Raw genomic sequence first — 24,775 nt, 5'->3', positions numbered from 1 at the left:
TGTCAATTGTCAACTATCAACTGTCAACTGTTATGTGGGTAGCATTAGCATTTGCCTCAGCATTCCTGCTGGGATGTTATGAGGTGAATAAGAAGATTTCCCTGAATGGGAATGCCGTAATTCCGGTGTTGTTTCTGAATACGTTGATAAGCAGTCTTATCTTCGTTCCTTTCATACTTTTATCGTTCTACACCAATGTGCTGGACGGTACGATGTTTTATGTTCCGCGCGTTTCCTTTGAAACACATGTAGCGGTGTTGATTAAGGCGGTAATCGTATTATCATCCTGGATCTCCGGTTATTTTGCATTGAAGCATTTACCGCTAACAATCACCGGACCGATCAAGGCGACCCAGCCGGTACTTACGCTGGTCGGTGCGATGGTTATTTTCGGTGAACGGCTGAATCTGTACCAATGGATCGGTGTGTTGCTTTCGATCGCTTCTTTTTATATGCTTTCCTCTTCCGGAAAGAAAGAGGGGATTAATTTCACCCATAATAAATGGATCTTTTTCACGGTGATTTCTATCCTGACCGGTGCTATGAGCGGTTTATACGACAAGTATCTGATGGGGAGTATGGATGTGATGACGGTACAGGTCTGGTTTAATGTATATCAATGTCTGATCATGCTGCCGATCCTGTTATTGTTATGGTATCCGCAGCGGAAAAAGAGTACACCGTTTGTTTGGCTCTGGAATATCGTCTTTATTTCCGTCTTCCTGATCATTGCCGACTGGATTTACTTTTATGCTCTGAGCTTCCCCGATTCAATGATCTCGATCGTATCCATGATACGCCGTAGCAATGTGTTGGTCACTTTTGTCGCCGGAGCGCTCTTCTTCCATGAAAAAAACTTAAAGAGCAAGGCGATAGATCTCTTTTTAGTATTATTAGGAATGATATTCTTATATCTGGGTACACGCTAAAGGTTATTCTATTATTTTTGTACATACAAAATAGTATATGGATATGAAAACAGGAGATAAAGTACAGGTTTCACCTGATCTTACAGGTTTGGATGACTGGCTTGCCGGGGTTGTTACAGATGTGGAAGACAATCCTTTTAACGGAACAGTTATCACTATAAAGGCAGATGACGGGCGTATGTTCTTCGGTCAACTTCGTTTCTTTAAACCGATAAATAAGACTGGCTTATGTATGCAATAGCTTTTGATTTAACCATAGGTGACCTTAAAAAGAACTATGGAGAACCTTACAATAATGCTTATGTTGAAGTGAGAGCTGTATTGAAACAATATGGTTTTCTTTGGACACAGGGGAGTGTGTACTTATCCACTGATAATAATTTGGCTACGATTTATCAGGCAATCAATGCATTGTCGGGTATTGAGTGGTTTAGAAAGTCGGTAAGAGATATCAGAGCCTTTAAAGTTGAAGACTGGTCTGATTTTACTGATATTATAAAAAATGGCAAATAGAATGAAACGACTTATTTTTTCTATATTGATTTGTGCTTTTGCTTTTGGGGTGAAAGCGCAGGAGATGGATGCTTTATTTGTATCCATGCCGGACAGTAATATTCCTCAACTGGAAAATGCCTGGCGTAAAGATTTAATCGATTTGTATAAATCGGGTAAGGAAGCCCGTTTGAAAAATACGATGAATGGCTTTTCTACCTTGAAGAAGCTGACCTCTGATTATTTATTGCTGCAGGCTACCGAACGGAGTACTATCGAAATGAAGTTATTGCCGTTAGTGAATAATACGAATGTGATTTGTATGGTGAAAACGGTGAATGGTCCGGTAGCTGACAGCCAGGTAGACTTTTTTACTACTGAATGGGAACCGTTGGCTGCTTCTGATTTGTTCACTCCGGTTTCTGCCGATTGGTTTATGAAAGAGGATGCGGATAAGAACAGTACCGCCTTTCTAGATGCTACATCCCGTTTGGATATGGATCTGATACAGTACAGTTTAAGTCCCGATAACCTGACACTGACGGCCACGTATACAACTCCCTTGTATCTTAGCCGGGAGGACCGAAAGAATGTAACGCCTTTTATAAAAGAGTCTCCGAAAGTATATACCTGGGAGAAGTTCCATTTCAAATAAGCGATTATACTTTATAAATTATAGCCTCCTCTATAAAGTGTTTTACCTTACTGGGGAGGCTACTTTTTTACTGTGTATTTAACCTTTTACTATTACCGCTGGCAGGACACTGTCTCTTTATTGGTAAGGCTTTCGACAGATAATATAAACTGCCCGTTACTCCACGAGTTGTCCCTCCGCGTCAAAAGTCAGCTTTACTTCGTTATTATCCATTTTCAGTTCGAATGTATAGAACATACCTGCCGGTTTTTCTATCGCATCCACTTCCAACACTTTGTATTGATTGTAGGCGGAGCTGGCCAGTTCATCCATCACGGCAACAGGCACATCTTCCGGACGAGTGTCCCATTTGGTGCTTATCCATTCGTTCTTATCATTGAATACAACCTCTTTGTTAATGTCTTTGTCTTTTATATCCACTTCTGTGCCCTTCTTTTCCTGATCGAACTTCAGGACTGTAGCCTGCGGATACTTGGTAGAGATAAAGTTTTGGAGAGCCTGTGGGATTTCGACGGTCTTATTTACTTTCTTCTGATGATCATTGCAGCCGGTAAACAGGGAAATACAACATACGAGAATAGCTAAAACAGATAGTTTTTCTTTCATGACGTTTAATTTTAATTGTTTATAAAAGAAAACACGAACACAATGGAGGTTCAGCCATTGTATTCGTGCAGTTTATTCTCGTAAGAAACAAATAGACTATCTACAAAGTTCTTTTTACATAGTTAATCTTTGCGGACATTCTCTATGTTCCCTTCGGCACTGATCGTTACTTCAACATCATTGTCGCCCTGTTCCAGTTCAAACAGGTAAAATGTTCCTGCCGGCTTTTCGATCTGATCTATATCTTCGATCCGGTAATTTTTATAGTCGGAAGCTTTGAGGGCATTCATGACAATAGCCGGTACTTTATCTTCCGTGATGTCCCATTCGGTAGAAATCCATTCATTGGCAGCATTGAAATATACGTCTTTGTAAATGCTGTTGTGAAGAATATCCACCTCGAAGCCATTCTTTTCCTGGTCGAAATCGACGATAGTGGCACCTGCATACATTTCGTTGATTGCGTCTGTGATAGCCTGTGGAATGGTAGTCGGTTGGAAGTGGCTGTTGTCATCGTCGGTATCGTTGACTACTTTTATGAGCGTGCCGTCTTCGGCATAATACAGATCGACTTCCTTTTCTCCCTGTTCGGCTTCGATCACATATATTGTGGCTGCATTGGAACGTTCGAGCTTATCGAAGTCAGTATATTTCCAATCGGCATATTCATTGGCCCGCAGGTCTTTGCGTACGGCTTCCGGAAGCAGGCCGAAATTGATTTCGGTCTTTGTCATCAACCAGTTGCCTTTATTGTCGAACCAAGCTTCTGCATCGTTGCCGCTTATATGAAAATCTGCCACTTCGTAGCCGCTCTTGGTTTCCCATTCCACTTTTCCTGCATCCGGATATTTGGTATCGAATGCCTTAGTGACTGTCTGGTCAGGCAGGTAGTTGTTGTCATCATCATCACAGCTTGTAAAAGCCAGTAAACCACACATTACTAATGCTAATACAGATAATTTTGTTCTCATATTTCTTTCTTTTTGTTCTGTTATTAATCAAACTTTTTAAAATTGCCGTTACGGTCGAACTTGAGTTCGAGGTCTGTGTTTAGCTTGACCTCATATTCACGTGTATCTTTATCTACTGAAACAACAGTATTGTCGGGAAAGTTTTTCCGGATATAATCCGCTATTCTTTCCGGTAAAACACTTAATGGGATAGATGCGTGACGCGCTTCAATCTCTTTCCATTCACCGGACTTGTCGAACTCGATATTTGTTCCGTTCGTCAGGATGACATCGTATCCTTTAACACCCAATAGATTACTCTCGATCTTAATATGCGAAATATCCGTTTGTCCGAAATTGGCAGTGATGAAATTCCGACATACAGAAGGCAAAACCGATTTGTCTCTTGTTACCTTTTCGTTATCAGCGAAAATGGCCATGACAGATAATAACAGGCTGGCCAGAATTAATCCAAACTTCTTCATAACATTCTTCTTTTAATTTATACTGCAAAGAAAAGGAGACATTTGGGAAAGATTTGGGAAAACCACCCCATTAGAATGTTAAAATGAATTTATGCAAGCCATCGTACTTATATTTTATATCTATTCCATAAATGGAGGTGATCGACTTAACGATAGCTAATCCCAATCCTGTCGATTCTTTCTTATGCGTTTGCTTTTCGAAACGATTGAATAAGGTCGCTTCATTCAGTCCGGTGCTTTCACTGCTGTTTGATATTGTCAGTGTCCGGCCGGTTACCGAAATGGCGATCGATCCGCTTTCTATATTATGTATAAAAGCATTCTTTAAAAGATTGCTGAGCAGGGTAGAGGCCAACGATTCATTCATTGTATATATTAATGTACCGGTTTCGGTATAGGTGATATGTATATTCTTGTATTCATACATATCCTCGAAGTCCGGCAAATATTTATCGATCAGTTTATTGAAGTCTATCTCGGAAGTATCGGGGAACTGTTTATTGTCGATACGCGAAAGAAGCAGCAAAGACTTGTTCATTTTGATGATGCCCCGAAGCGTATGGTTGATCCCGGCTATTTCGGATAGTTGCTCTTCCGTGCAGTCGGGGTTTTCGCTGAGCAGTTCCAGTTTATTCATGCAGATGGCAAGCGGGGTTTGCAGCTCGTGAGAAGCATTCTCTACAAATTGTTTTTGCTGGTTATACATTTCCGTGCTCCGGTTGGTTGCCGTCTGGATAGCCTGGTTCAGTATCTTGAACTCTTCCACCTTGGTTTGGTTTATCAATGGAGCCTGTTGTTTTCCGGGCCGGTATTCTTTCAACCATTTTACCAACGTATAAAGCGGGCGGAAACTGGACTTGAATACGAAATGCGATACCAGCAGGATGCAACACAAAAGGCTTACATATAGAATAATGATACTCACAAAGATTGCTTCCGCCATATCCTCTTTTTCGAGGGTGGAGGTTTCGATCGTCAGTTCGTAATATTTCCGGTCGGCTGTCATGAACCAGGTGCGTAACACACGTACTGGTTCATCTTCCATCTCTATTTCGATGTAAGTTGTTGAATCGAAAAACTCGTCTTTATCCAGATCGGCTTCTGATTCGGGGACTTCGCGGATATAATATTTAGTCATTATATCCACATGGTCATGCAGGAGCGTGCTGTCGGCAAGTACCGTCTTGATGATGATCTCCTTGTAATTTTCCAGGCTGTCGTTGGTCTCGTCGTCTATTTCATGCATGATAACGAAATAGAAACAACATGCCCACGCCGTTAGAATGATCAGCAACGGGATGGACAGGTTGCGGAATGTATAGTGGATCAGTTTCATCGGCTATTCTTCATTTACCATTTTGTAGCCATAACCGTATACGGCCTTTATTTCCGGGACAGCCCCGACTGACTTCAACTTCTTGCGCAGATTCTTCACCTGGCTGTAGATGAAGTCGAAACTATCCGCCTGGTCGATATAATCCCCCCAGATGGACTCGGCAAGCGCTCCTTTACTGATCAGACGGTCGGGATTGGTGACAAAATAATACAGCAGGTCGAACTCCTTCCGGTTCAAAGCCAGTTCCTCTTCATTGATATATACGGCACGACGATCCGGATAGACAGTGATGTTGGACAGGTTGATATGCAGTTCGCCGTCCTGCTGCTTGCGGCGGATGATACATTTAATACGCGCATTCAGTTCTGCCAGGTGGAACGGCTTCGTCAGGTAGTCGTCCGCACCCAGGTCGAGGCCCGTCACTTTGTCTTCGATCGAGTCTTTGGCAGAGACGATGATGACACTATCCTTCTTCCGCATCTTTTTAAGCTCTTCAAGCAGATCGAGCCCGCTGCCACCTGGAAGCATGATGTCCAACACGATACAGTCGTAATCATAATCATTGATCTTCAATAATGCTTCGTTATAGTTGGCGGCACTTTCCACGACGTAACGCTCCTTCTCCAACGAACGGATCATTATTTCACGTAAAGAATCTTCGTCTTCTACAATCAGAATTTTCATGAGCTATCTTGTTTGTTTACAAAGTTATGCAATAATTCTGGCAAAAAACTGGAATATTGATGTTATGTTTTCTTTCCTTTGCCGTCATATAAACAGAATGGAACTTGAAACGTTTAAAATAACCGTACTGCCACTCCGGGAAAAGCTGATCAACTTTTCCCTGAAACTGACGCAGGAGAGAGCCGACGCCGAGGATATCGTGCAGGAGGCTTTCCTGAAGCTCTGGTATATCCGCGAGAAGCTGGACGGTTATCATAGTGTGGAAGCCCTGGCGATGCAAGTCACCAAGAATCTGACGCTGGATAAACTGAGAGCACGCCGTCCGGAAGGCCCCGACATCGACACCTTGTCGATCGACTCGGGAAGTCGTTCGCCGGCAGAGCTGTTGGAACAAAAGGATGCCGCCGCCCGTATCCGCGAACTGATTGCCGGGTTGCCCACCGTGCAGCAGACTATCATCCGGATGAAAGACGTGGAAGGCTACGAACTGTCCGAGATCGCGGAAATAACAGGATCAGCCATCGAAGCCGTCCGCAGCAACCTTTCAAGGGCCAGGAAAAAGATACGGGAACAATTTTTACAGTTAAACAAACAGGAGCAGTTATGAATATAGAAGAGGTATTAAACCGGTATTTTGAAGGAGAAACTTCGGCAGCCGAGGAACGCGAACTCCGCCGTTTCTTTGCAGGGGCGAACGTTCCGGAACATCTGTCCGCCTACCGTCCGCTGTTCGCATACTTTGATGAGGAGATTGCAGCGCAGCACGATCCGGCAGAAGAGATATGGGCGGAGGTGACAGCCACGACACCGGCTGTGAAGCGTTTTGCGATGAGCCGGCGGTCGATCGTATATCTTCTGTCTACGGTGGCAGCTTGTGTGGTGGCACTGCTGGGGATCAGCCAATTGTTGTATCCGACCGACCCCTGTTTCTGTTCGGATAATTATGTAGTGATAAACGGTCGGTGTTATACCGATATCCATAAGGTACGGTCTTCTGCTTTCGAGGCGTTGCATGAGGTGGCCACTCCTGCTGACGAATATTTTCCCGAGGAAGACAGCGATGAAGCCGACCGCCGGATTATCGATAACCAGTTAAAGGAACTCGGTTCCATATTTAGTGAAGACGAATAAAAACATGTAGCGATGAAACAGATAAGATACACATTACTCGTATTGCTGGCAGCCCTTTTCCTGCTGCCTTTCGGAGCAGGGGCAACAGATGCAGAGGTTCTGCAAAAAGACCTGAAAATACAGGATGTTTTCCAGCGTTACGGCCGGAAGAAAAATGTAACGATGGTCGAACTATCCAACGAGATGCTCGAAACTTACGGCATGACCCGGTATAAGAGCATCACGATCAAGAACGATCCCGACGCCCTGCGCTTCACCCGCCAATGCCTGGAAGCCGATCAGAAGGGGGCCCGGAAGATCAAGGAAGTGACCGACGACGGCGGCGTTATCTCCGCCTACTACCAGCTACCCGGTAAGGAGGCAGACATCAACCGCTTTGTCCTCTTCAAGGTCAGCTCCAAAGGAGTGATTACCCTGGTTTATATCGAAGGAGATCTGGACAGCGACGACCTGATCACGATCCTCTTCACCAAAAAAGATTTATAAACGAATAAAACAATACAAAGATGAAAAGATTATTACTGATCGTGGCAGCCTTTCTCCCTGTGATGGGCTTGCTGGCTGCCGAAGCCGGACCAATGCCGGCCGATACAATCTTCCGGTTGGAAAAGAAACGCATAGAAGTAAAGGATAACGGCGACCGGATGAAAGTCCGCGTTTATGAAGAACAGGAAGACGGCACCGAGATAGACGACGAAATGGTCTTCGAAGGACAATACCGTGACGGGCAGAGCTACGAGCGACGCAAACATATCAAGACGCTTAACATTCCTCTTCCTACCTGGGATCGTGATTTCTCCGCACACTGGGCGGGCTTCGGTATGGGCTTCAACAGCTTTACAGGAGACGATGTGTCCCTGCGCAAAGGTAACTCGCTGGAATACAATCTTAACTTTATGGAATTTAGCCTTCCATTCTCCCGCTACAACTGGGCGGTAGTGACCGGTGCCGGTCTGCGCTGGAACCGTTACCGCATCGACGGGAATGTTCATTTTCAGGAGGTGGACGGTGTCACTCAGTTAGTTCCTGCCGCCGATGGTATCACCTATAAGAAAAGCAAGTTGAATATGACCAGTGTCACCATTCCCGTCCTACTGGAGTGGCAGACCAAGAAGGTACGGCACCGCCCACGTTTCTTTATCTCCGGTGGTGTTGTCGCCGTAATCAAGACTACCTCTTCATCCAAAATTGTTTATGAAGACGGAAGTGGAAAGACCAGGAAGCAGAAGATGGATGGCGGCATGAACCTGCGTCCCGTGACAATGGATCTCCTTTTCCAGGCGGGTGTCGGCTGTATGGGCGTTTACTGCAAATATTCTCCTATCGAAATGTTCGAGAACAATAAAGGGCCGGCACTCCATCCGGTTTCTTTCGGGTTGCAGATACACTTATAACATAATTTTAATCTCTTTTTCCCGATGATGTGCTAACTTTGCGCCCGAAAAGTTTAGGTTATCGGTTATGAAGAAAAGTCTTATCGCCCTGGCGTTCGGTACGCTGGGGCTCGGTTTGTCCGAGTTTGTGATGATGGGGATACTGCCCGATGTAGCGAATGACCTGGGTATATCTATCCCCAGTGCCGGACATCTTATCTCCGCTTATGCGCTGGGTGTTTGTGCCGGCGCTCCCTTACTGGTTTTACTGGCCCGTACACGACCGTTGAAGCAGATCCTGCTTGCGCTGGTCGCTATCTTTATTGTCGGGAATCTGTTTGTCTCGCTTTCACCTAACTACTGGACGATGATGGCGATGCGGTTTATTTCCGGATTGCCTCACGGGGCCTTCTTCGGTGTAGGCTCTATCGTGGCGGAACGATTGGCGGCGGAAGGGAAGAAGTCGGAGGCGGTGGCTATTATGATCTCCGGGATGACGGTGGCAAACCTGTTGGCTGTGCCGCTCGGTACTTATATAAGTCATGCTCTTTCGTGGCGGGCTACCTTCTTCGGTGCTGCCTGCTGGGGACTGGTGGTGTTTTGGTTTATCTGGCGGTGGGTGCCGTACGTGGCTGCCTTGCCAGATAATGGGTTTAAGGGACAGTTCCGTTTTCTGCGCAATCCGGCTCCGTGGTTGTTGATCTTTGCTACGATGTTCGGTAACGGCGGGTTCTTTTGCCTGTACAGTTATATCACACCGTTGCTTACGAAGGTTTCCGGTGTTCCTGTTACCGACATGACCTTTATCATGGTGCTCGCCGGGTTGGGTATGTGCATCGGTAATATGTTGGGAGGGAAGCTTTCCGACTTTTATACTCCGGGACGCGTGGCGGCTGTTACGCAGGGGGTGATGTGTCTGGCTTTACTGATGTTGTTCTTTTGGTCGGCCAATCCGTGGATGTCCGTCTTGTTGATGTGTGTCGGCACGACTTGTTTGTTTGCCGTTTCGGCGCCGCAGCAGTTGCTGCTCATACAGAATGCCAAAGGGGGAGAGATGCTTGGAGCAGCAAGCGTGCAGATCGCTTTCAATCTCGGGAATGCGCTGGGGGCTTATTGCGGCGGACTGCCCATAGAAGCTGGTTACAGCTATCAATATGCGGCTCTTCCGGGGGCGGCTTCGGCTTTGGCGGGATTTTTACTGTTAAGTTATTTTAGCCGTAGGTTTGAATGTCGACGTATTTCGGCAACTTGTATTCCGGTCTAAATTATTTATCTTTGTATCGGATAAGAAATTTTTATGTATCTGTCTGAATGACAGCGTAGAGTGAAGATTAAGAAAGATGTCAGTAACGATTTAGCGACCGTGTAACTGCGCTGAACTGCTGCGCTTTGCATCTCGTCGAATAACTCTATGTAAATATAGCGTTTTTCTTGGAAATAGCAAAATCGACGAACGTAAATATACTGATAATGCGGACAGAACTTTCCATCCGCATTATTTAATCAGCGTCGCCGCTCCTGTTCTTTTTCATCGTCGCGTTGCATCCGCAGGTTCAGACGCTCGCGCAACTTGTCGAGAAAATAGGTACGGCTCTCGCCCTTGCGCCGTTTGATGTCGGTATAAGCGTCATAAAGACTTCGCGCATCGAGGCGAATGCCGAACAACTCGCCAAAGAATCCGGCCAATTCGTTCATGGCTATCTCCCCGTCGTCGATACGTTTCATCTCGTGTAAGGCATATATCAACTCGACCAGTTCGACAACGGCGCCCGTCCAACGCCGTTTACATACATGAGGTTTCGGCGGGTAAGTATCTCCGTAGCGATTCAATATCTCCAACTCCGTGTCGATATATCCGATAACGATATGCAGAAACCGAATTTGAGTACAACTCTCCGGCGTTTCCTCTTTCGAGATATATCCGTATAATACGCGCAGGCGGATACGCGCATAACGCAGAGTGCGAAAAACGGCTTTGCGGTCGGCTTCCTCATCGCAGAGGGCGCGGAGTGTGTTATCGAAGTCGCGGAACAGCTCTTCCGTGACGGCATGAGGGCGGATTCTACCAAACGATCCGCCGTGATATGATGGGTCATAAATGTTCGTTTTTATAAGTAAATAAATCAGTTTCTTCGAATCTGTTGAAGTGAGACTCGGTGGAGATTTATTTCTTGTAAAGCGAACAGCTATATGCTATTTTATTTTTCGCCGAATAGGTTGTATCGCTTTGTGTAGAGAGAATATGCTTTTATTCTTCATTTTTCTATTACAGTTAAATATTTGTTATTCTGGATTATAATAAGAATCATAAATTATTTAATAACAGATTTATCAAAACTCATTTTAGCAACCACGTCTGTACTGTTTTCAGTGTTTGCGGTTGCGAGTTTTGTGCGGTTGTGCCTTTTATGGCAAGCCCTGCACTTACCGTAGCTCCTTTGCAGGCATCTTTCAGTTTACGTTCCGTATCCGACAGCCCGCTGCCCTCGTGCGTGCAGAACGGAACGACAGTTTTCCCGTTCCAATTATGCTTCTCGATAAAGGTATAGACTGCCATCGGCATATCTCCCCACCAGTTGGGATACCCCAAGAAGATAATATCGTAATCCTCGACTTTTACATCGCCTTTTATTTCCGGGCGTGCATTACTCTCTTTCTCTGCTTTCGCTACCTCCACGCAAGCCTTGTACTCATCCGGGTAAGGCTTGACCGTTTCTATCCGGAACAACTTGCCTCCGGTCTCTTTCGCAATCATTTCGGCTATGATATGGGTATTTCCCTTTTCGATATTTCCCACCGCGTAGTTTTCACCCGTCCGGGAGAAGAAAACCACAAGCACTTTCTTACTGTTTTTCATATCTGTTGTTTGAGATGTATTACCCTGCGCATGGGCGGTAAATGCACACGCGCAAAGCATCATTAAAATTGATATTATATTTTTCATAACTCCATTGATTTGATTGTTTCATTTTTCGGGTTTCAACGCTCCATAAAAGTAGGATGCCGTAGCACCGCCATCGATCAGGAAATCGACTCCCGTGATAAACGCTCCTCGTTCACTCATCAACAGCTCGGCCACGTTAGCAATTTCATCTGCCGTACCGGGACGTCCTGCCGGACACTTGGCGAACATATTTTTGTAAAAATCACCTCTTGGCCCGTTGAACTCATCCAATGCCAGCGGAGTTACGACAATCCCCGGAGAGATGGAGTTGATGCGGGCATCCCGTTCGCCCCATTTCACGGCCTCGGCCATTACACGTTTCACGTTGCAGCGTTTGGCCATCTGGTAAGCGTGCAGCGTATCCCGGATATTTTGAGGTTGAAGAATATCGAGCGAGAGCAGTTCCTCTGTCGGTGTGCAGGCCAGTTGCTCGTCCTCGTCGGCAGTGAGTGCAGGCATTCGGTATCCCGACTGGCTGGAAATCGTAACGCCGACACCACCTTCTTTGATAACTTTACCGACTTCTTCGAGCAGAACGGCCGTTCCGTATAAGTCCACTTTCAATATGGTCTCTATCGAAGCCTGCGACGGCGACACGCCCGCCGCATTGACAAGCATCGAAATCTCACCGTATTTCCGAGCCTCGGCAATCTGGCTCAATATGGATTCTCTGGATGAAAGATCCATTTCAACGGGTATTGCATCGAACCCGGCATTATTCATGATTCGGGCAATATCCTCTGCATTTTCCGGATTCTTATCACCCACGACTATTTTCTTTCCATAGCCCATGCGACGGGCTATTGCCATACCGATCTGACCGGCTCCGGTCAATATCATTACATCTTGTTTCATTTTCAAAATCTATTGCTTTAATTATTATTCTTAGTAGTTGCAAAATTACGGTATCACCGATTACCTGACCTTAACCCGATTACAGAGTATCTTACCGAAATTACGAATTGTCAGACTGCTTGTCGCCTCATGTTTTTACGGCGTATATGCAGGGCGAATAAACCGATACTACCGGATAACACGAGAAATACGATTCCCATAATAAAGATAAAACCGTAGGAAGTTGCATCGGCTAAAAGTCCCCAGCCCCCGGCAGCGATAGCCCCGCCTATGGCGATAGCCATCGATACGTTGGAGTAAATCCGAGCATAATTCTTATTGCCGAAAACAGAGCGTACCAACATCGGCGTCTGTACCGTCACTCCGGCGTAAGCCCAACCGAAAAGGAAACCGCCGATAATGGAAAGTGTTATCCCGACATGACCCATCAACAACAGCACCAAGCCCAATATACCCAGTCCGATGGTTGTAAGAATACCATATAACGTGCTCCGGTCGTTTATCATTCCCAGCAAAACTTTACCGACCGTGACACCGACCATAACCGCGGAGGCTACAAACGATGCCTGCTCCACTGAAAATAGAATTTCCTGCATATACGTCGGAACGAACACGTTAAGCGTTGCCGTCGCATTCATTAGAAACGCGAATACAATCAACCCGTAGAAGATAGGCATCCTGACAGCATGGGCATACTCGACTCCATCTCCCGTGGATTGTTTACCGTCTGATCGAGAGGAAACAGTGTCAGACAATTCGATCTCTCCATAAGGTTTCAGTCCCTTATCTTCGGGATAGTCGCGCAGGAGCAATCCCAAGATCGAAGTAACAATCACCATTATTATAATTCCGAATATCAAGTATGTCATGCGCCAGCCATATTCCGTAATAAGGAATCCCGCCAGCGGATTGAACAGTACGCCCCCGATTCCGGACCCGGCACTGCAAATACCGATAAAAATACCCATACGGGTTTTGAACCAGCGGTTCAACAGAGTGGGAAATCCGAGATAGAGTAAAAAAGCCAGCATTATACCGAATACGGCTCCCGCTACATAGAATTGCCACACGGCACTGAACAGCGACATCATCATGAAAGTGGCGGCTATTATCGCAGAACAGAGGGTGAGGATTACACGGACACTGTATTTTTCCAACAGTTTCCCAGCGAAAGAGAGCGTCAGCGTGGAAAACAGAAAATTCAGCGACATATATAATCCGAATTTACCGACATCGACTCCCAGTTCCTCGCTGACCGGCTTATAGAAAATGCCCGCACAACTCATTACCAATCCTACGATGACAAACATGATCAGGAAACAGCATCCCACGATAACATAACCGTAATGAAAAATAGGTCTTTTGTAATTTACCATATTCTACCTCCTTTCGTATAGGTTTCTATACCGAAATAAAACAATAAAATCGGATTCGCTTTCATATCTTTTCTTCCTTTTTAGCATTTTAGTTATACTTTATTCTGCTGCAAAATTAACCGGGTTCTTTGGGATGGAGCTTAAACGGATTACAGATTGGCTTACCGATATTACAGATTATTATCATGCACAAATTCAAAGTGTTACGTTGGCAATCCAGTGTCTTACACGGATTACAGATTCTCTTACCGAAATTACGGATTCTGACCTTTTTGTGATATTGGTAAACAAGGTAATTCTTATATTTGCCGTCAGAAAAACAACAAAGCAATGAATAAAGAACTATTGAATATTACAACCGTTACAGAATATAATGATATGCTGGGTGTGGAGACCCTGCATCCGTTGGTGAGTGTAATCGACTTGTCGAAAGCGAAGCCGATGAAACATATGAAACACACTTTCAGTTTTTATGTCGTATTCCTGAAAGACGAGAAGAATTGCGAGTTGATTTACGGACGTCAGCGTTACGATTACCAGAAAGGCTCTGTCGTGTGTCTTGCTCCCGGACAGGTAATCGGGGTGGAAGACACGGGAGAGACTTTTCAGCCTCAAGGGTGGGCGCTTTGTTTCGATCCTGAACTGATACGGGGAACATCGCTCGGTCGTAACATCCGGGAGTATTCCTATTTCTCATACGAGGTGAATGAAGCCCTGCATCTGTCGGAGCGGGAGCGGAAATTGTTTCTCGACTGTCTGGAGAAGATTCAGAACGAGTTGGAACACGCTATCGACCGTCTTAGCAAACGGCTGCTTGCTACCAACATTGAACTGCTGTTGGATTACTGCCTGCGTTTTTATGAACGGCAGTTTATCACACGGGAGCGGATTAATCACGATGTATTAACCCGCTTCGAAACGTTACTCGACGATTATTTCCAGTCGGACAAAGCACAACAAGACGGCCTGCCGACAGTCAGGTATTGTGCAAACGAGCTATGCTTGTCGCCCAATTACTTCGGTGACTTGATAAAAAAAGAGACCGGAAAATCAGCCCAAGAATACATACAGTTCAAGGTTATGGATATAGCCAAAGAACGTATATTGAATCCGGAAAAATCCATCAGCCAGATTGCCTATGAATTGGGCTTTCAATACCCGCAACATTTCACACGGTTGTTTAAAAAAGTGGTGGGACAAACCCCGAATGATTATAAAGGGCAAGCAATAACCGCGTAAATACGGATATGGAAGAATTTAGAATCGACATGCGCAAGCCTGAAGAGGCCGACCCCGCCGAAGGGATTCGTTGTGCGCAACTTTGCTTTAAGATTAACCACACTATGCCCATGACCGAAGAATATAACCGACTTGTGTCGGAGCTCTTTATGGGAAATATAGGTGAAGGAAGTCGTGTCATGTCTCCTCTGACAGTGGTGCGGGGTAATAGAGTGAAAATAGGTCGGAATGTGGTAGTGATGAATAATTCGCTCTTTATGGCTGCCGGAGGTATTACCATCGAAGATGATGTGATGGTAGCCGCCAATGTGCAACTTATCTCGAACAATCACGATTTATACGACCATCAGATTTTGACCTGCAAACCCGTCAGGCTGAAACGTAATTGCTGGATCGGTGCAGGAGCTACCATTCTCCCTGGTATTACGGTCGGGGAAAATGCGGTAGTGGCCGCTGGTGCTGTCGTTACCAAAGATGTTGAAGATAATACGGTCGTGGGTGGCAATCCGGCTAAAGTGATTAAACGAATATAATTCCACCAATCTATTCAAAAAGGGAACAAGATACCGACAATGGCATTGGTATCTTGTCCCCTTTATTTTTATCGAAATTATGTAGTCTGTCTTCAAGCGTCAGAGTGTTTCGAGTAATTCGATAAGACGTTCAGCGTGCACTACCGATACATTTTTTTGTTGCTCGATAAGTTCCGGTGTGGTACGGTTGCCATAACTTACACCGCAGGTATAAACACTGCCGCTATACTCCATTTGCGTGAGTCGGCAGGTTGCTTTGTAGCAAGCCAGAAATTCGTCGAGCGTGTAGCCCATCGCCCCCTCGTGGCTATACATCGCCTCAGGAGCTCCCGTCGTGAACGAGAGAACGAGTTTCTTGCCTTTGAGTTTGTCTCCGGTACTTCCGTGCGAGAAACCGTGACGGAAAGTCTCTTCCATCCAGCGTTCCAATATGGAGGGTGCGGAGTACCAGAAAAGGGGGAACTGCAACACGATGATATCTGCCCGGAGCAACTTCTGCTGTTCGGCTTCCACGTCGATTTTGAAGTCGGGATAGAGTTCGTCGAGTTTTACGATTTCGGCTTCCGGCAGCCGTTCGTTCAGGGTTTCGAGAATCGTTTTATTGGCTACAGATGCGGTAAGGTTTGTATGGCCGCTGATAATCAATACATTTTTCATATTCATTCTTTTTATTGTTGTTTGTTTTATGCACCTACACCACCGTCCACTTTATAGTCGGCTCCGGTTACGAAGCTGGCTTCGTCGCTTGTCAGAAAAGCGACGACGGCGGCAACCTCTTCGGGTTGTCCCATTCGCCCGAGAGGCACGCTCTTCGTTACCATATCCTTGTGGGCTTTCGCGGCCTCGTCCGAAAGCTCGGTCTTGCCGTAGATAGGGGTTTCGATGGGCCCCACGCCGAGTGAATTGACACGCACGCCGTCTTTTGCCAACTCTTTCGCCCATGCACGTGTCATGGTATAGACGGCAGCTTTCGAGGCAGCATAGTTCGCCATCGTCGCGATAGGATTGGTTGTCATAGTTGTCGTGACGTTCAGGATATTGCCTTTCGCTGCCTTTATCATCGGCAGGCAGGCTTGGGTCAGCATGACGACGGCACGCACGTTGATGGCAAATACCTTGTCGTATTCCTCGATTTTCATCGTTGCAAACGGGGTGACGGGTGCCCATCCGGCATTATTGACAAGAATATTGAGACGACCGTATCGTTCTCCGACAGTCTGAATAATAGATTCTATTCCGGCTTCCGCTTCAAGATCGGCAGTAAGAAAGGTTATCTTATCGCTATGGGCGGCTGTCTCGGCAAGTGTCGTTTCCGTGCGGCCTACGATCAATACGTTAGCGCCTTCATCGGCCAGACGTCGGACGATAGCTCTTCCGATGCCCGTCCCGGCTCCGGTTACAAGAGCGACTTTGTTGTTCAAAGACTTATACATAGGCTATTATTTGTTATTAGGATTAAATTGCTTGTCGTAATTCAGAAGGAATTTTACAAGTTCGGGATTACGGTGCGACCAGCGGAAGTCGGCAGGTTTGTCGAGCGGACGGATGCTTTCCATATCTTCCGGTGTGAGGGTGAAATCGAATACATCCAGATTTTGTTTCATTCGCTCGATGTGCGTGCTTTTCGGAATGGCGATGATGCCGCGTTGCACCAAGTAACGCAGGGCGACTTGCTGTACCGTTTTATTGTATCGTTCGGCCAAGGCCGTCAGTACAGGATTGGTCAGCAGGTCGGGATCGCCTTGTGCCAGCGGCGCCCAAGCCATGATACGTGTATCATAGGGCTTCATTTCGGCTTCAGCGTCCCACTGCTGACTGAATACATTGGTTTTTAGTTGGTTTACGGCAGGTTTTATTTCGGCACATTCGGCCATATCCACGAAGCGGTCGGGATAGAAGTTCGAGAGTCCGATAGCACGGACTTTCCCGGCCTTTACCGCTTTCTCCATCGCCCGCCATGTTCCCGGATAGTCGCTAAACGGCTGGTGGATAAGCAGCAGGTCAATGTAATCGGTGCGCAACTTACGGAGCGATTCGTCGATGCTGCGGGTTGCCTTTTCCTCTCCGGCATTGGTAATCCAGACTTTGGTGGTGAGAAAAAGTTCATCACGGGACACGCCGCATTTTGCAACGGCATTACCCACGCCCTCTTCGTTATAATAAGCCTGCGCCGTATCTATCAACCGATAACCTGTGCCGATGGCATCGAGTACGCAACGCTCGCACTCTTCGGGCGATACTTGAAATACACCATATCCTAATATCGGCATTTCGATGCCGTTGTTCAATTTTACAGTCTGCATATCATTCTGTTTTAAGGGTTAATATTCTATTTGAGCAATGTCGGCGCTCTGTATATCGAAAGCCTCTTCCGCTTTTTCCGCGATGTCGGTATGTGTCCGGCTCCGGATCAACACATCGAAAGCGGCCTTGTCGTTAAGATCGACAACCATCATCACAGCATCGGGACGCCCGAACAGTCCGCGTGTACGACCTACCATGATCTCTTCAATAACCGTTTCTTTCTCTTTCATGGCACGCATTTCTGCCATCTTTTGTTCTACCACGTCATCGGAAATTCCTTCCTTGACGTTGATGATAAATACATGACGTAACATATTTCTTTTTTATAAATTATTCGTGTATGCGATGTAACCCGATACCTTTTACCGTAGGCAAGTCCATATCGTCGTAGATGGGGCTTTTTCCCGTTTCTAGCAGGGCGATAGCATCCATTTCCTCTTTTGAAAGTGTGAAATCGAGGATATTGAAGTTTTCGATCATCCGTTCCTTATGTACGGATTTCGGGATAACTACGATGTTACGCTGGTTCAGCCAACGAAGAATAATAGCTCCGACGCCCTTACCGTGTCGCTCTGCTATCGCTTTCAATGTCGGATGGTTGAATATGTCATTCTGCCCTTCGGCAAAAGGCGCCCATGCTTCGTGCTGGATGCCTTCCTGCCGTAAGAAAGCATTGGCAGCCTGCTGCTGGAAAAACGGATGCGTTTCAAGCTGGTTTACGACGGGTTTTATTTCGTTATGCAAGAAAAGGTCTTGCAGGCGTTCATTAGAGAAACTCGTAACCCCGATAGCCCGGATACGTCCCTCTTTATAGAGCCGCTCCATCGCCCGCCATGCGGCATAGTAATTCCCGTATGGTTTGTGCATTAAATAGAGGTCGAGGTAGTCCAATCCGAGTTTTTTCATCGAGAGGTCGAAAGCGCGCAGAGCATCGTCGTATTCGTAGTCCTGCACCCACAATTTGGTGGTTATAAAAAACTCCTCCCGTTTGATACCGCTTTGCCGGATGGCATTTCCCAACTGTTCCTCGTTGAAATAAGCCGCGGCTGTGTCGAATTTCCGATAACCAACCTCGATAGCATCATTCACGACTCGTTCCGTTTCGTTTTCAGGAATCTGAAAGACACCGAACCCGATAGCAGGCATCATTACTCCATTGCTTAATCTTACATTTTTCATATCCTTTATGGTTTTTTATTCTGATGCAAAGTTACAGGGTACCTATCATTTTATTGTTGTATTATTCGGAGAGGAATTTTCACTATTCGTGGTTTTTTTGTTATTTTCGCAGGAAATGAAAGAGAAATGACACATACAGACTTCGACGGGATTATTTTCGCCGATACATTGCAGGAGTTCAATGCCTTGCGACATGCAGGAAGGGTAATCCATATTCTTTGCAGCGGAGGAAATATGGGGTTTACATTTCAGGATACCCGTTATAACATCGCGGCCGGGGATTATGTAATTCTGCCCAACGCCACGCTCGTATCGGAATTTTCGGACTCCGAAGACTTTCAAGGTATCCTGATGAACCTTTCGGATGCGTTCGTTTCCTCGATTGCTATTCGCAGCAATTACGGCATTATTGGGTATCTATCACTCTTGCAGAATCCGGTCATGAAACTTTCCTCCCATGATTTTCAAGTATGCGAACAGGCAATGCGCTGTATCCGGCAACGTCTGAAAGATAAAGAGCATCTGTTTTGGGAAGAATTGATGGGAAGCCTGCTTACGGCGCACATCCTCGACCTTTATGATATTCATGCACGCAGTCAGAACAACATGCAGGTATCGGAGCGTATTACGGTCTTACTGCGAAATTTCATAGAACTGTTATATAACGGCGAATATATCCGAAATCGAGATCTCGATTTTTATGCTTCCCGGCTTTGCATAACACCTCATTATCTGTCGGAGATATGTAAAAAGGTAAGCGGCAAACCTGCCACTTATTGGATCGACCGCTTTACTCTTCAAGAGATTACCCGCTTGCTGCGACAAAAAGAGTTGTCTTTAACTACGATTGCCGAACGAATGAATTTCTCCTCTGTTTCTTATTTCAGTCGGTATGTGCAAAAGAGGATGAAGATAACACCATCAGAGTATAGGAAAGATATATCTGTCCGCTAAAATTTGATATTCCCTGTTTTACGATACATATTAGTGAGTTTAAGAAGTTCATTGACGCCGCTTTAGTATCTCCGTATGGATTTAAGGGTGTCCGAATACAGGCCAATCTATATGCAAAGATCTACGGGCAAAATTATTCGCAGCAACTGAAAATAAAAACGGGCAGCTTCAACACCTGCCCGTTTCCTTGTTTGTCCGGTTCAATTCAGAAGCCCGTTCCTATACTGAATGACAACCGGAGGTGTCGTGCGTTGGGGTAGGTATTCAGCCGGAACGCGAGGTCGATTACGACCTCCATGTTATACACGTCCGCACCATTGCCGTTGTCCTTTGCTCCGGATAAGAAACTTTTATGTATCTGTCTGAATGAATCTTCCATCCGCATTCTTTAATCAACTCGACCAGTTCGACAACAGCTCCTGTCCAACGTCGTTTGCATACATGAGGTTTCGGCGGATAAGCATCGCCGTAGCGATTCATCGAAGTCGCGGAACAGTTCTTCCGTGACAGCATGGGTGGCGGATTCCACCAAAAGATCCGCCGTGATATGATGGGTCATAAATGTTCATCTTTTAAGTTTAAAATCTGTTCTTTCAATTCTTATATTGTTCACACTACAATTGATGGTGGAGATTTATTTCTTATAAAGCGGGAAACTGCTGTTTCTCCATGCCCATGTACGAAATAAAACACATTATACTGTTGGTCGGATGCTTTATTATAACCATACGGTAAATAGACGTAGGCTGTATTTATACGTGTTTTCCGTTTTTCTTTTCAGCAATCGCCTGCTCCACCATTTGTCTGTAAGTGGTCTGTTGTTCGGCTGTCAGTAGAAGAGAGATGTCGGTCGTCAACTTTTCCATAGCTTCTTTACGTTTTTCACGCGGATATTTCTGTTTGTTGAAATCAGCATAAAGCTCGCGAATTTTTGTTTTCTGCTCATCTGTCAAAATAAGTTTCTCGTCCAGCAATTTGATGCGCTGTTCTGTTCGCTGTTGAACTGTCATTTGCTGCCTATTATTATCTTGTGCAGACACTTGAAATGTTGTTACGATGGCGATAGTCATTATTAAAAACATTCTTTTCATACAAAATTCTCCTTTTTATTTATTAGTTAATAAGTTTATATTGTCAATACTGTAAATTTATCGGGCATTTGAAATATCAGTTCTTACTACTCGGAAGCCGACATTAGCATAACCCTGCGCACCCGTCCTTACGTCATCCGATTTCTCGCTACGACAATCGTCGCGTTTGGAGTCCCAACTGCCTCCTTTGATGATATGCTGTCCGTTTGCGTCGGTCGAGGAAGTCCACTCCCAACAGTTACCCCAAAAATCAATACCTCCACATGCACCGATAGACTGTTTATAAGCATCCACTGCCGTCAATCCTGATTCAATATGGTTGGCGTTCATAGCCACATCTTTAGGCATATGTCCGGCACCAAGAATCCACTCTTCTTCGCTTGGCAAACGGTAGATGTGTTTCCGATCCTGCTTTGTAAGCCAGTCACAATAAGCCGTGGCTTCAGCAATCGTAATGTTTACTACCGGATAATTCTCTTTTCCTGCATCATAGACAAAATCCGTTTTGAAAGTAGCGTATTCGGCATTGGTGACAGGTGCATAACCTATGTAGGCATTTGGAGCCGATGCTCCACGCAACACCATCCAAATATCTTTCGGATTCTCGTCCTTTCGAGGGTCAATGAATCGAAGGAATTGTTGTTGTATTCGGATGTCACGGTTTTGAACCATTTCATCCACAATACCCTTCATATGTTCCACGATATTGTAAGTTCTTGCCTCTCGTTCCAGTTGGCGGAGCTTGTTTTTCTTTCTTGCAACCACTTTGTCGTAGCGAACGCCCATCTGATCCAGTAGAGCTTGTTTATTGGCTTCTGTCGGTTTCTTCCGATATTGAACGAAAAGCTTGTGTGTCTTGGAATCCATTTTAGGGCGTCCCTCTTCTACAAGTGGAGCATTGGGCTTGTCGAACTTCAATTCGCTTTCCACCAAATCATCGGGACTGATAAATTCTCCCCAATCCACTTTCTGATGCACACCGAAATAATGGGCCACAAGTCCGTCCCGATAAATAGATAGCCGGTATCCTCCATAAAGGTCGCAAGGCAAGGTGGAAATGTAATAGTTTTTTCCGGGTATAAATCCGGACTTGTCGCTTGAGCTATATGTAATGATGGTGCTTGTATGTGCCATATCACCAATTGAAGTTTTTCCCTGAATACCCTCATATATGGTTGCCGCACCCGCCAGTGGAAGCCCGTCCACACTTTCCAGTTCAACCTTTGTCACGCCTGTAAGCCGGAAATTGAATTTGATACCGCATCGGTTGGCGGAATTACCCTCGTATCCATCCGCTTTATCCGTCTGGTGGGTTGAAACCACGATTTTATCTTCCTTGTCGCTGTCTTGTGCGGACACAGCGGTGGCCGTCACAATGGCAATAGCCATTGCTAAAAACAAATTTTTCATATTCGTATATTATTTTGGAGAATTAAATAGAATCAGTTCTTACGACTCTGAAACCGACATTGGCATATCCTTGTGTACCAATTCTTACGTCATCGGATTTCTCGCTACGGCAATCGTCACGTTCAGAATCCCAACTGCCGCCTTTAATGATATATTGCCCGTTTGTATCCGTGGATGAAGTCCACTCCCAACAGTTGCCCCAGAAATCAATACCGCCACAAGCACCTGTTGTCTGGCTGTAAGCATCTACTGCTGTCAGTCCCGTCTCCACACGACCAGCGTTCATTACAACGTCCTTCGGCATATGCCCTGCACCGAGAATCCATTCCTCGTCGGTAGGCAAACGGTAGATATGCGAATGATCCTGTGCCGTAAGCCAATCGCAATAAGCCGTGGCATCAGCAATCGTGATATTCACTACCGGATAGTTGTCTTGGCCGGCTTCATAGGTAAAATCCGGTTTGAAGGCTGCATATTCCGCGTTGGTTACTGGGGCATAGCCGATATAGGCATTGGGGGCAGACGCACCGCGTAGCACCATCCACGCATCGTTGGGGTTGTCATCATTCCGGGGGTCTATAAGACGCAGGAACTGCTGTTCGAGACGGATGTCACGGTTCTCTACCATCTCATCCACAATCTCCTGCATTTCTTCCACCACATCCAAAGTCAAGGCTTCCCTCTCCAGTTCACGGAGCTTGGCTTTCTTGCGGGCTACTACCTTGTCGTAACGGATACCCATCTGATCCAATAACGCCTGCTTGTTTTCCTCCGTAGGGTTTTGCTGGTATTGACGGAGAAGTGCCGTTGTCGTGGCATCCAGTTCCGGTCGTTCTTCTTCCACGAGCGGTGCATCCGGATCGTCAAATTCCAGTTCATTCTCCTTCAAATCGACGGGGCTTATGAACAAGCCCGATTCGACGGTCTGGTGTACGCCAAAATAATGTGCCACGAGTCCTTCCCGATAGATTGACAAGCGGTAACCTCCATAAAGGTCGCAGGGTAAGGTAAAAATGTAGTAGTCTTTTCCGGCAGTCAAGCCGTTTTCATCCGAGGCATTGAACACCAGAATGGAGTTGGCGTTTTCCACTTCACCGACAAGTAGTTCCGCTGTTTCGCCCCATTGGATATCGACAGTTCCGGCCAAGGCATAACCATCTACACTTTCCAACTCTATTTTTGTGATTCCGGACAACTGAAAATTCAGTTTCAAGCCACTGGATATGCTGTGCAAATCCTGTGAACTTGGGAAATTCAACACAGTAACCCCATTTTCATCATATCCGTCATTTCCTGCCACCTGTTCGGCAAGAACGGTCATGGTTGGATTTTCACTGCCGGACACTTCTTCCTGTTGGTCTATAATCTCTTCACTGCCACATGAAGATAGGGTTGCTGTCATCAGAAACGACAGGCAAAATATGCCAAATACTTTCATTTTCATAATCTTGTCTTATTTATGGTTTCCTTTGTTTTTGGAACGGTTGAACAGCCTGTTCATCATTTCTCTTTCCAGTTCATACACCCTCTCTATTTGGCTGGGTGTTAAAAATTTGCAGTATTTCAAATAATACTTCTTCCTCAAGTCAAGTATCTTTTGGCTGTGAGCGAACCTTTCATTCATTGCCTGTTCAGCCTCTTTATCCGAAAGATGGGAGGTGTCTCTTTTAGGGCGGGGGCCAAGTGCCCAAATATCTTTCTGGAATTGGCAGAAAGTTTCCACAAACCGCGTGGCTGTCGAATCATCCATAGCCATCTCATTGGCTATAAAACGGGCTTGAGTTTCAGCCAACTGTTCTCTGGTCATGCGTTGACGTTCATTCTTTTGGGCATAGGTACTTGTGCTGATAGTTACCATTGCGATTGCAAGTGCAAGAACTTTAATGATATTCTTCATGTCTTTTTATTTTTACTCGTTCAAAATTTCATAAATAGGTCATCCTGATAAGTTGCAAGCAGGTAATCCCGATCGTTGCTGCTCAGATTGGCAAAAGCCTTTTCAACATCTTCAAAATCATTTCTTGAATTATCAGGTAATAAATTGAAGACAACCAGTAGTGCAATACTTGCTGCCACAAGTCCTCCTGTCAAAGAATACCAAAGGTGAAAATGGCGTTTGGGTTTGGAAGGCAACATCTCCTGTCTTACAGTTTTCCATACGTTGTTTTCCATATCGTCTAGAAAACCATCTGGTGCGGTATAGGGAAGACGCTTGCCTATGCGGTCAAAATCAAAATCTCTTTTCATAC

Annotated in this window: 32 protein-coding genes; 12 read left to right on the top strand and 20 right to left on the bottom strand. The window is 45.6% G+C overall.

Annotation, left to right across the window (positions count from 1 at the left end; translation table 11 throughout):
- The first annotated feature begins 32 nt into the window (after window positions 1-32).
- The 4 genes from DXD68_RS05940 to DXD68_RS05925 are packed head-to-tail and all read left to right on the top strand — an operon-like array spanning window position 33 to window position 2,076.
- Window positions 33-929, top strand: a complete 897-nt coding sequence (locus DXD68_RS05940; protein WP_122360739.1) for a DMT family transporter — start codon at window positions 33-35, stop codon at window positions 927-929.
- A gap of 43 nt (window positions 930-972) precedes the next feature.
- Window positions 973-1,170 (top strand): hypothetical protein, encoded by a 198-nt coding sequence (locus DXD68_RS05935; RefSeq protein ID WP_122361082.1) that lies wholly within the window; start codon window positions 973-975, stop codon window positions 1,168-1,170.
- The gene (locus DXD68_RS05930; protein ID WP_122360738.1) at window positions 1,158-1,442 is read left to right on the top strand and encodes a virulence protein; all 285 of its coding nucleotides are present in this window, start codon (window positions 1,158-1,160) and stop codon (window positions 1,440-1,442) included. The genes DXD68_RS05935 and DXD68_RS05930 overlap by 13 nt, the downstream gene beginning before the upstream one ends.
- Before the next feature lies 1 nt (window position 1,443).
- Window positions 1,444-2,076, top strand: coding sequence for a DUF3256 family protein (locus DXD68_RS05925; RefSeq protein ID WP_075556450.1), 633 nt, complete (start codon window positions 1,444-1,446; stop codon window positions 2,074-2,076).
- A gap of 156 nt (window positions 2,077-2,232) precedes the next feature.
- On the opposite strand, the gene DXD68_RS05920 is transcribed toward DXD68_RS05925, so the two are convergent.
- The 5 genes from DXD68_RS05920 to DXD68_RS05900 all read right to left on the bottom strand — a co-directional run bounded on the left by DXD68_RS05920 (window position 2,233) and on the right by DXD68_RS05900 (window position 6,137).
- Entirely contained in the window at window positions 2,233-2,682 is a 450-nt protein-coding gene (locus DXD68_RS05920) for a PepSY-like domain-containing protein (RefSeq protein ID WP_122360737.1), read from the bottom strand.
- A gap of 122 nt (window positions 2,683-2,804) precedes the next feature.
- Window positions 2,805-3,653 (bottom strand): PepSY-like domain-containing protein, encoded by an 849-nt coding sequence (locus DXD68_RS05915; RefSeq protein ID WP_122360736.1) that lies wholly within the window; start codon window positions 3,651-3,653, stop codon window positions 2,805-2,807.
- Between the two features lie 23 nt (window positions 3,654-3,676).
- Entirely contained in the window at window positions 3,677-4,117 is a 441-nt protein-coding gene (locus DXD68_RS05910; RefSeq protein WP_122360735.1) for a PepSY-like domain-containing protein, read from the bottom strand.
- Window positions 4,118-4,187: 70 nt separating this feature from the next.
- Entirely contained in the window at window positions 4,188-5,453 is a 1,266-nt protein-coding gene (locus DXD68_RS05905; RefSeq protein ID WP_122360734.1) for a sensor histidine kinase, read from the bottom strand.
- A 3-nt stretch (window positions 5,454-5,456) separates the two neighbouring features.
- A complete protein-coding gene (locus DXD68_RS05900; RefSeq protein WP_122360733.1) occupies window positions 5,457-6,137 on the bottom strand; it encodes a response regulator transcription factor in 681 nt (226 codons plus the stop codon).
- Window positions 6,138-6,234: 97 nt separating this feature from the next.
- Here DXD68_RS05900 and DXD68_RS05895 point away from each other — a divergent pair, with 97 nt between their 5' ends.
- The 5 genes from DXD68_RS05895 (at window position 6,235) to araJ (ending at window position 9,905) form a co-directional block, all read left to right on the top strand.
- Window positions 6,235-6,744, top strand: a complete 510-nt coding sequence (locus DXD68_RS05895) for an RNA polymerase sigma factor (protein ID WP_122361081.1) — start codon at window positions 6,235-6,237, stop codon at window positions 6,742-6,744.
- Entirely contained in the window at window positions 6,741-7,268 is a 528-nt protein-coding gene (locus DXD68_RS05890) for a hypothetical protein (RefSeq protein WP_122360732.1), read from the top strand. The genes DXD68_RS05895 and DXD68_RS05890 overlap by 4 nt, the downstream gene beginning before the upstream one ends.
- A 12-nt stretch (window positions 7,269-7,280) precedes the next feature.
- Entirely contained in the window at window positions 7,281-7,754 is a 474-nt protein-coding gene (locus DXD68_RS05885) for a hypothetical protein (RefSeq protein WP_122360731.1), read from the top strand.
- Between the two features lie 20 nt (window positions 7,755-7,774).
- On the top strand, window positions 7,775-8,662 hold the full coding sequence (locus DXD68_RS05880; protein WP_122360730.1) for an outer membrane beta-barrel protein: 888 nt from the start codon (window positions 7,775-7,777) through the stop codon (window positions 8,660-8,662).
- 67 nt (window positions 8,663-8,729) lie between these two features.
- Complete coding sequence (gene araJ, locus DXD68_RS05875; protein WP_122360729.1) at window positions 8,730-9,905, top strand: MFS transporter AraJ; 1,176 nt, start codon at window positions 8,730-8,732, stop codon at window positions 9,903-9,905.
- A 239-nt stretch (window positions 9,906-10,144) separates the two neighbouring features.
- Here the strand turns inward: araJ and DXD68_RS24815 are convergent, their stop codons facing one another.
- The 4 genes from DXD68_RS24815 to DXD68_RS05855 all read right to left on the bottom strand — a co-directional run bounded on the left by DXD68_RS24815 (window position 10,145) and on the right by DXD68_RS05855 (window position 13,816).
- On the bottom strand, window positions 10,145-10,471 hold the full coding sequence (locus DXD68_RS24815) for an RteC domain-containing protein (protein WP_410510710.1): 327 nt from the start codon (window positions 10,469-10,471) through the stop codon (window positions 10,145-10,147).
- A gap of 508 nt (window positions 10,472-10,979) precedes the next feature.
- Entirely contained in the window at window positions 10,980-11,585 is a 606-nt protein-coding gene (locus tag DXD68_RS05865) for a flavodoxin (protein ID WP_122360728.1), read from the bottom strand.
- A gap of 21 nt (window positions 11,586-11,606) precedes the next feature.
- Entirely contained in the window at window positions 11,607-12,440 is an 834-nt protein-coding gene (locus DXD68_RS05860) for an SDR family oxidoreductase (RefSeq protein ID WP_122360727.1), read from the bottom strand.
- A 110-nt stretch (window positions 12,441-12,550) separates the two neighbouring features.
- Window positions 12,551-13,816 (bottom strand): MFS transporter, encoded by a 1,266-nt coding sequence (locus tag DXD68_RS05855; protein WP_122360726.1) that lies wholly within the window; start codon window positions 13,814-13,816, stop codon window positions 12,551-12,553.
- A 330-nt stretch (window positions 13,817-14,146) separates the two neighbouring features.
- Here DXD68_RS05855 and DXD68_RS05845 point away from each other — a divergent pair, with 330 nt between their 5' ends.
- Window positions 14,147-15,055, top strand: a complete 909-nt coding sequence (locus tag DXD68_RS05845) for a helix-turn-helix domain-containing protein (protein ID WP_122360724.1) — start codon at window positions 14,147-14,149, stop codon at window positions 15,053-15,055.
- 8 nt (window positions 15,056-15,063) lie between these two features.
- Window positions 15,064-15,588, top strand: a complete 525-nt coding sequence (locus DXD68_RS05840) for an acyltransferase (RefSeq protein ID WP_122360723.1) — start codon at window positions 15,064-15,066, stop codon at window positions 15,586-15,588.
- A 99-nt stretch (window positions 15,589-15,687) separates the two neighbouring features.
- Here the strand turns inward: DXD68_RS05840 and DXD68_RS05835 are convergent, their stop codons facing one another.
- Genes DXD68_RS05835 through DXD68_RS05815 form a run of 5 tightly spaced genes read right to left on the bottom strand, consistent with a single transcriptional unit; the run spans window position 15,688 to window position 19,071 of the window.
- On the bottom strand, window positions 15,688-16,245 hold the full coding sequence (locus tag DXD68_RS05835) for an NAD(P)H-dependent oxidoreductase (RefSeq protein ID WP_122361080.1): 558 nt from the start codon (window positions 16,243-16,245) through the stop codon (window positions 15,688-15,690).
- Window positions 16,246-16,271: 26 nt separating this feature from the next.
- Window positions 16,272-17,021, bottom strand: a complete 750-nt coding sequence (locus DXD68_RS05830) for an SDR family NAD(P)-dependent oxidoreductase (protein WP_122360722.1) — start codon at window positions 17,019-17,021, stop codon at window positions 16,272-16,274.
- A 6-nt stretch (window positions 17,022-17,027) separates the two neighbouring features.
- On the bottom strand, window positions 17,028-17,891 hold the full coding sequence (locus DXD68_RS05825; RefSeq protein WP_122360721.1) for an aldo/keto reductase: 864 nt from the start codon (window positions 17,889-17,891) through the stop codon (window positions 17,028-17,030).
- A gap of 18 nt (window positions 17,892-17,909) precedes the next feature.
- On the bottom strand, window positions 17,910-18,206 hold the full coding sequence (locus DXD68_RS05820) for a hypothetical protein (protein ID WP_122360720.1): 297 nt from the start codon (window positions 18,204-18,206) through the stop codon (window positions 17,910-17,912).
- A 16-nt stretch (window positions 18,207-18,222) separates the two neighbouring features.
- Entirely contained in the window at window positions 18,223-19,071 is an 849-nt protein-coding gene (locus DXD68_RS05815) for an aldo/keto reductase (RefSeq protein ID WP_122360719.1), read from the bottom strand.
- A gap of 540 nt (window positions 19,072-19,611) precedes the next feature.
- Here DXD68_RS05815 and DXD68_RS24810 point away from each other — a divergent pair.
- Window positions 19,612-20,025, top strand: coding sequence for a helix-turn-helix domain-containing protein (locus DXD68_RS24810; RefSeq protein ID WP_410510709.1), 414 nt, complete (start codon window positions 19,612-19,614; stop codon window positions 20,023-20,025).
- A gap of 205 nt (window positions 20,026-20,230) precedes the next feature.
- Here the strand turns inward: DXD68_RS24810 and DXD68_RS24250 are convergent, their stop codons facing one another.
- The 6 genes from DXD68_RS24250 to DXD68_RS05785 form a co-directional block, all read right to left on the bottom strand.
- Window positions 20,231-20,404 carry a hypothetical protein gene (locus DXD68_RS24250; RefSeq protein ID WP_199715433.1) on the bottom strand — a complete coding sequence of 58 codons (174 nt, stop codon included), beginning with the start codon at window positions 20,402-20,404 and terminating at the stop codon, window positions 20,231-20,233.
- A 373-nt stretch (window positions 20,405-20,777) separates the two neighbouring features.
- Window positions 20,778-21,116 (bottom strand): hypothetical protein, encoded by a 339-nt coding sequence (locus DXD68_RS05805; protein ID WP_147382978.1) that lies wholly within the window; start codon window positions 21,114-21,116, stop codon window positions 20,778-20,780.
- 57 nt (window positions 21,117-21,173) lie between these two features.
- Complete coding sequence (locus DXD68_RS05800; protein WP_122360716.1) at window positions 21,174-22,526, bottom strand: formylglycine-generating enzyme family protein; 1,353 nt, start codon at window positions 22,524-22,526, stop codon at window positions 21,174-21,176.
- 22 nt (window positions 22,527-22,548) lie between these two features.
- Window positions 22,549-23,970: a formylglycine-generating enzyme family protein gene (locus tag DXD68_RS05795; protein ID WP_233577004.1), complete on the bottom strand. Its 1,422-nt coding sequence runs from the start codon at window positions 23,968-23,970 to the stop codon at window positions 22,549-22,551.
- Window positions 23,971-23,979: 9 nt separating this feature from the next.
- Complete coding sequence (locus tag DXD68_RS05790) at window positions 23,980-24,423, bottom strand: hypothetical protein (protein ID WP_122360715.1); 444 nt, start codon at window positions 24,421-24,423, stop codon at window positions 23,980-23,982.
- 20 nt (window positions 24,424-24,443) lie between these two features.
- Entirely contained in the window at window positions 24,444-24,773 is a 330-nt protein-coding gene (locus DXD68_RS05785; RefSeq protein ID WP_122360714.1) for a hypothetical protein, read from the bottom strand.
- Between the last annotated feature and the right edge of the window lie 2 nt (window positions 24,774-24,775).

The sequence above is a fragment of the Parabacteroides sp. TM07-1AC genome (assembly GCF_003480915.1).
In the GTDB taxonomy this organism is placed as follows: Bacteria; Bacteroidota; Bacteroidia; order Bacteroidales; family Tannerellaceae; genus Parabacteroides; species Parabacteroides chongii.
Note: the sequence above shows the minus strand (reverse complement) of the source record. Positions and strands in the feature narration are given on the sequence as shown.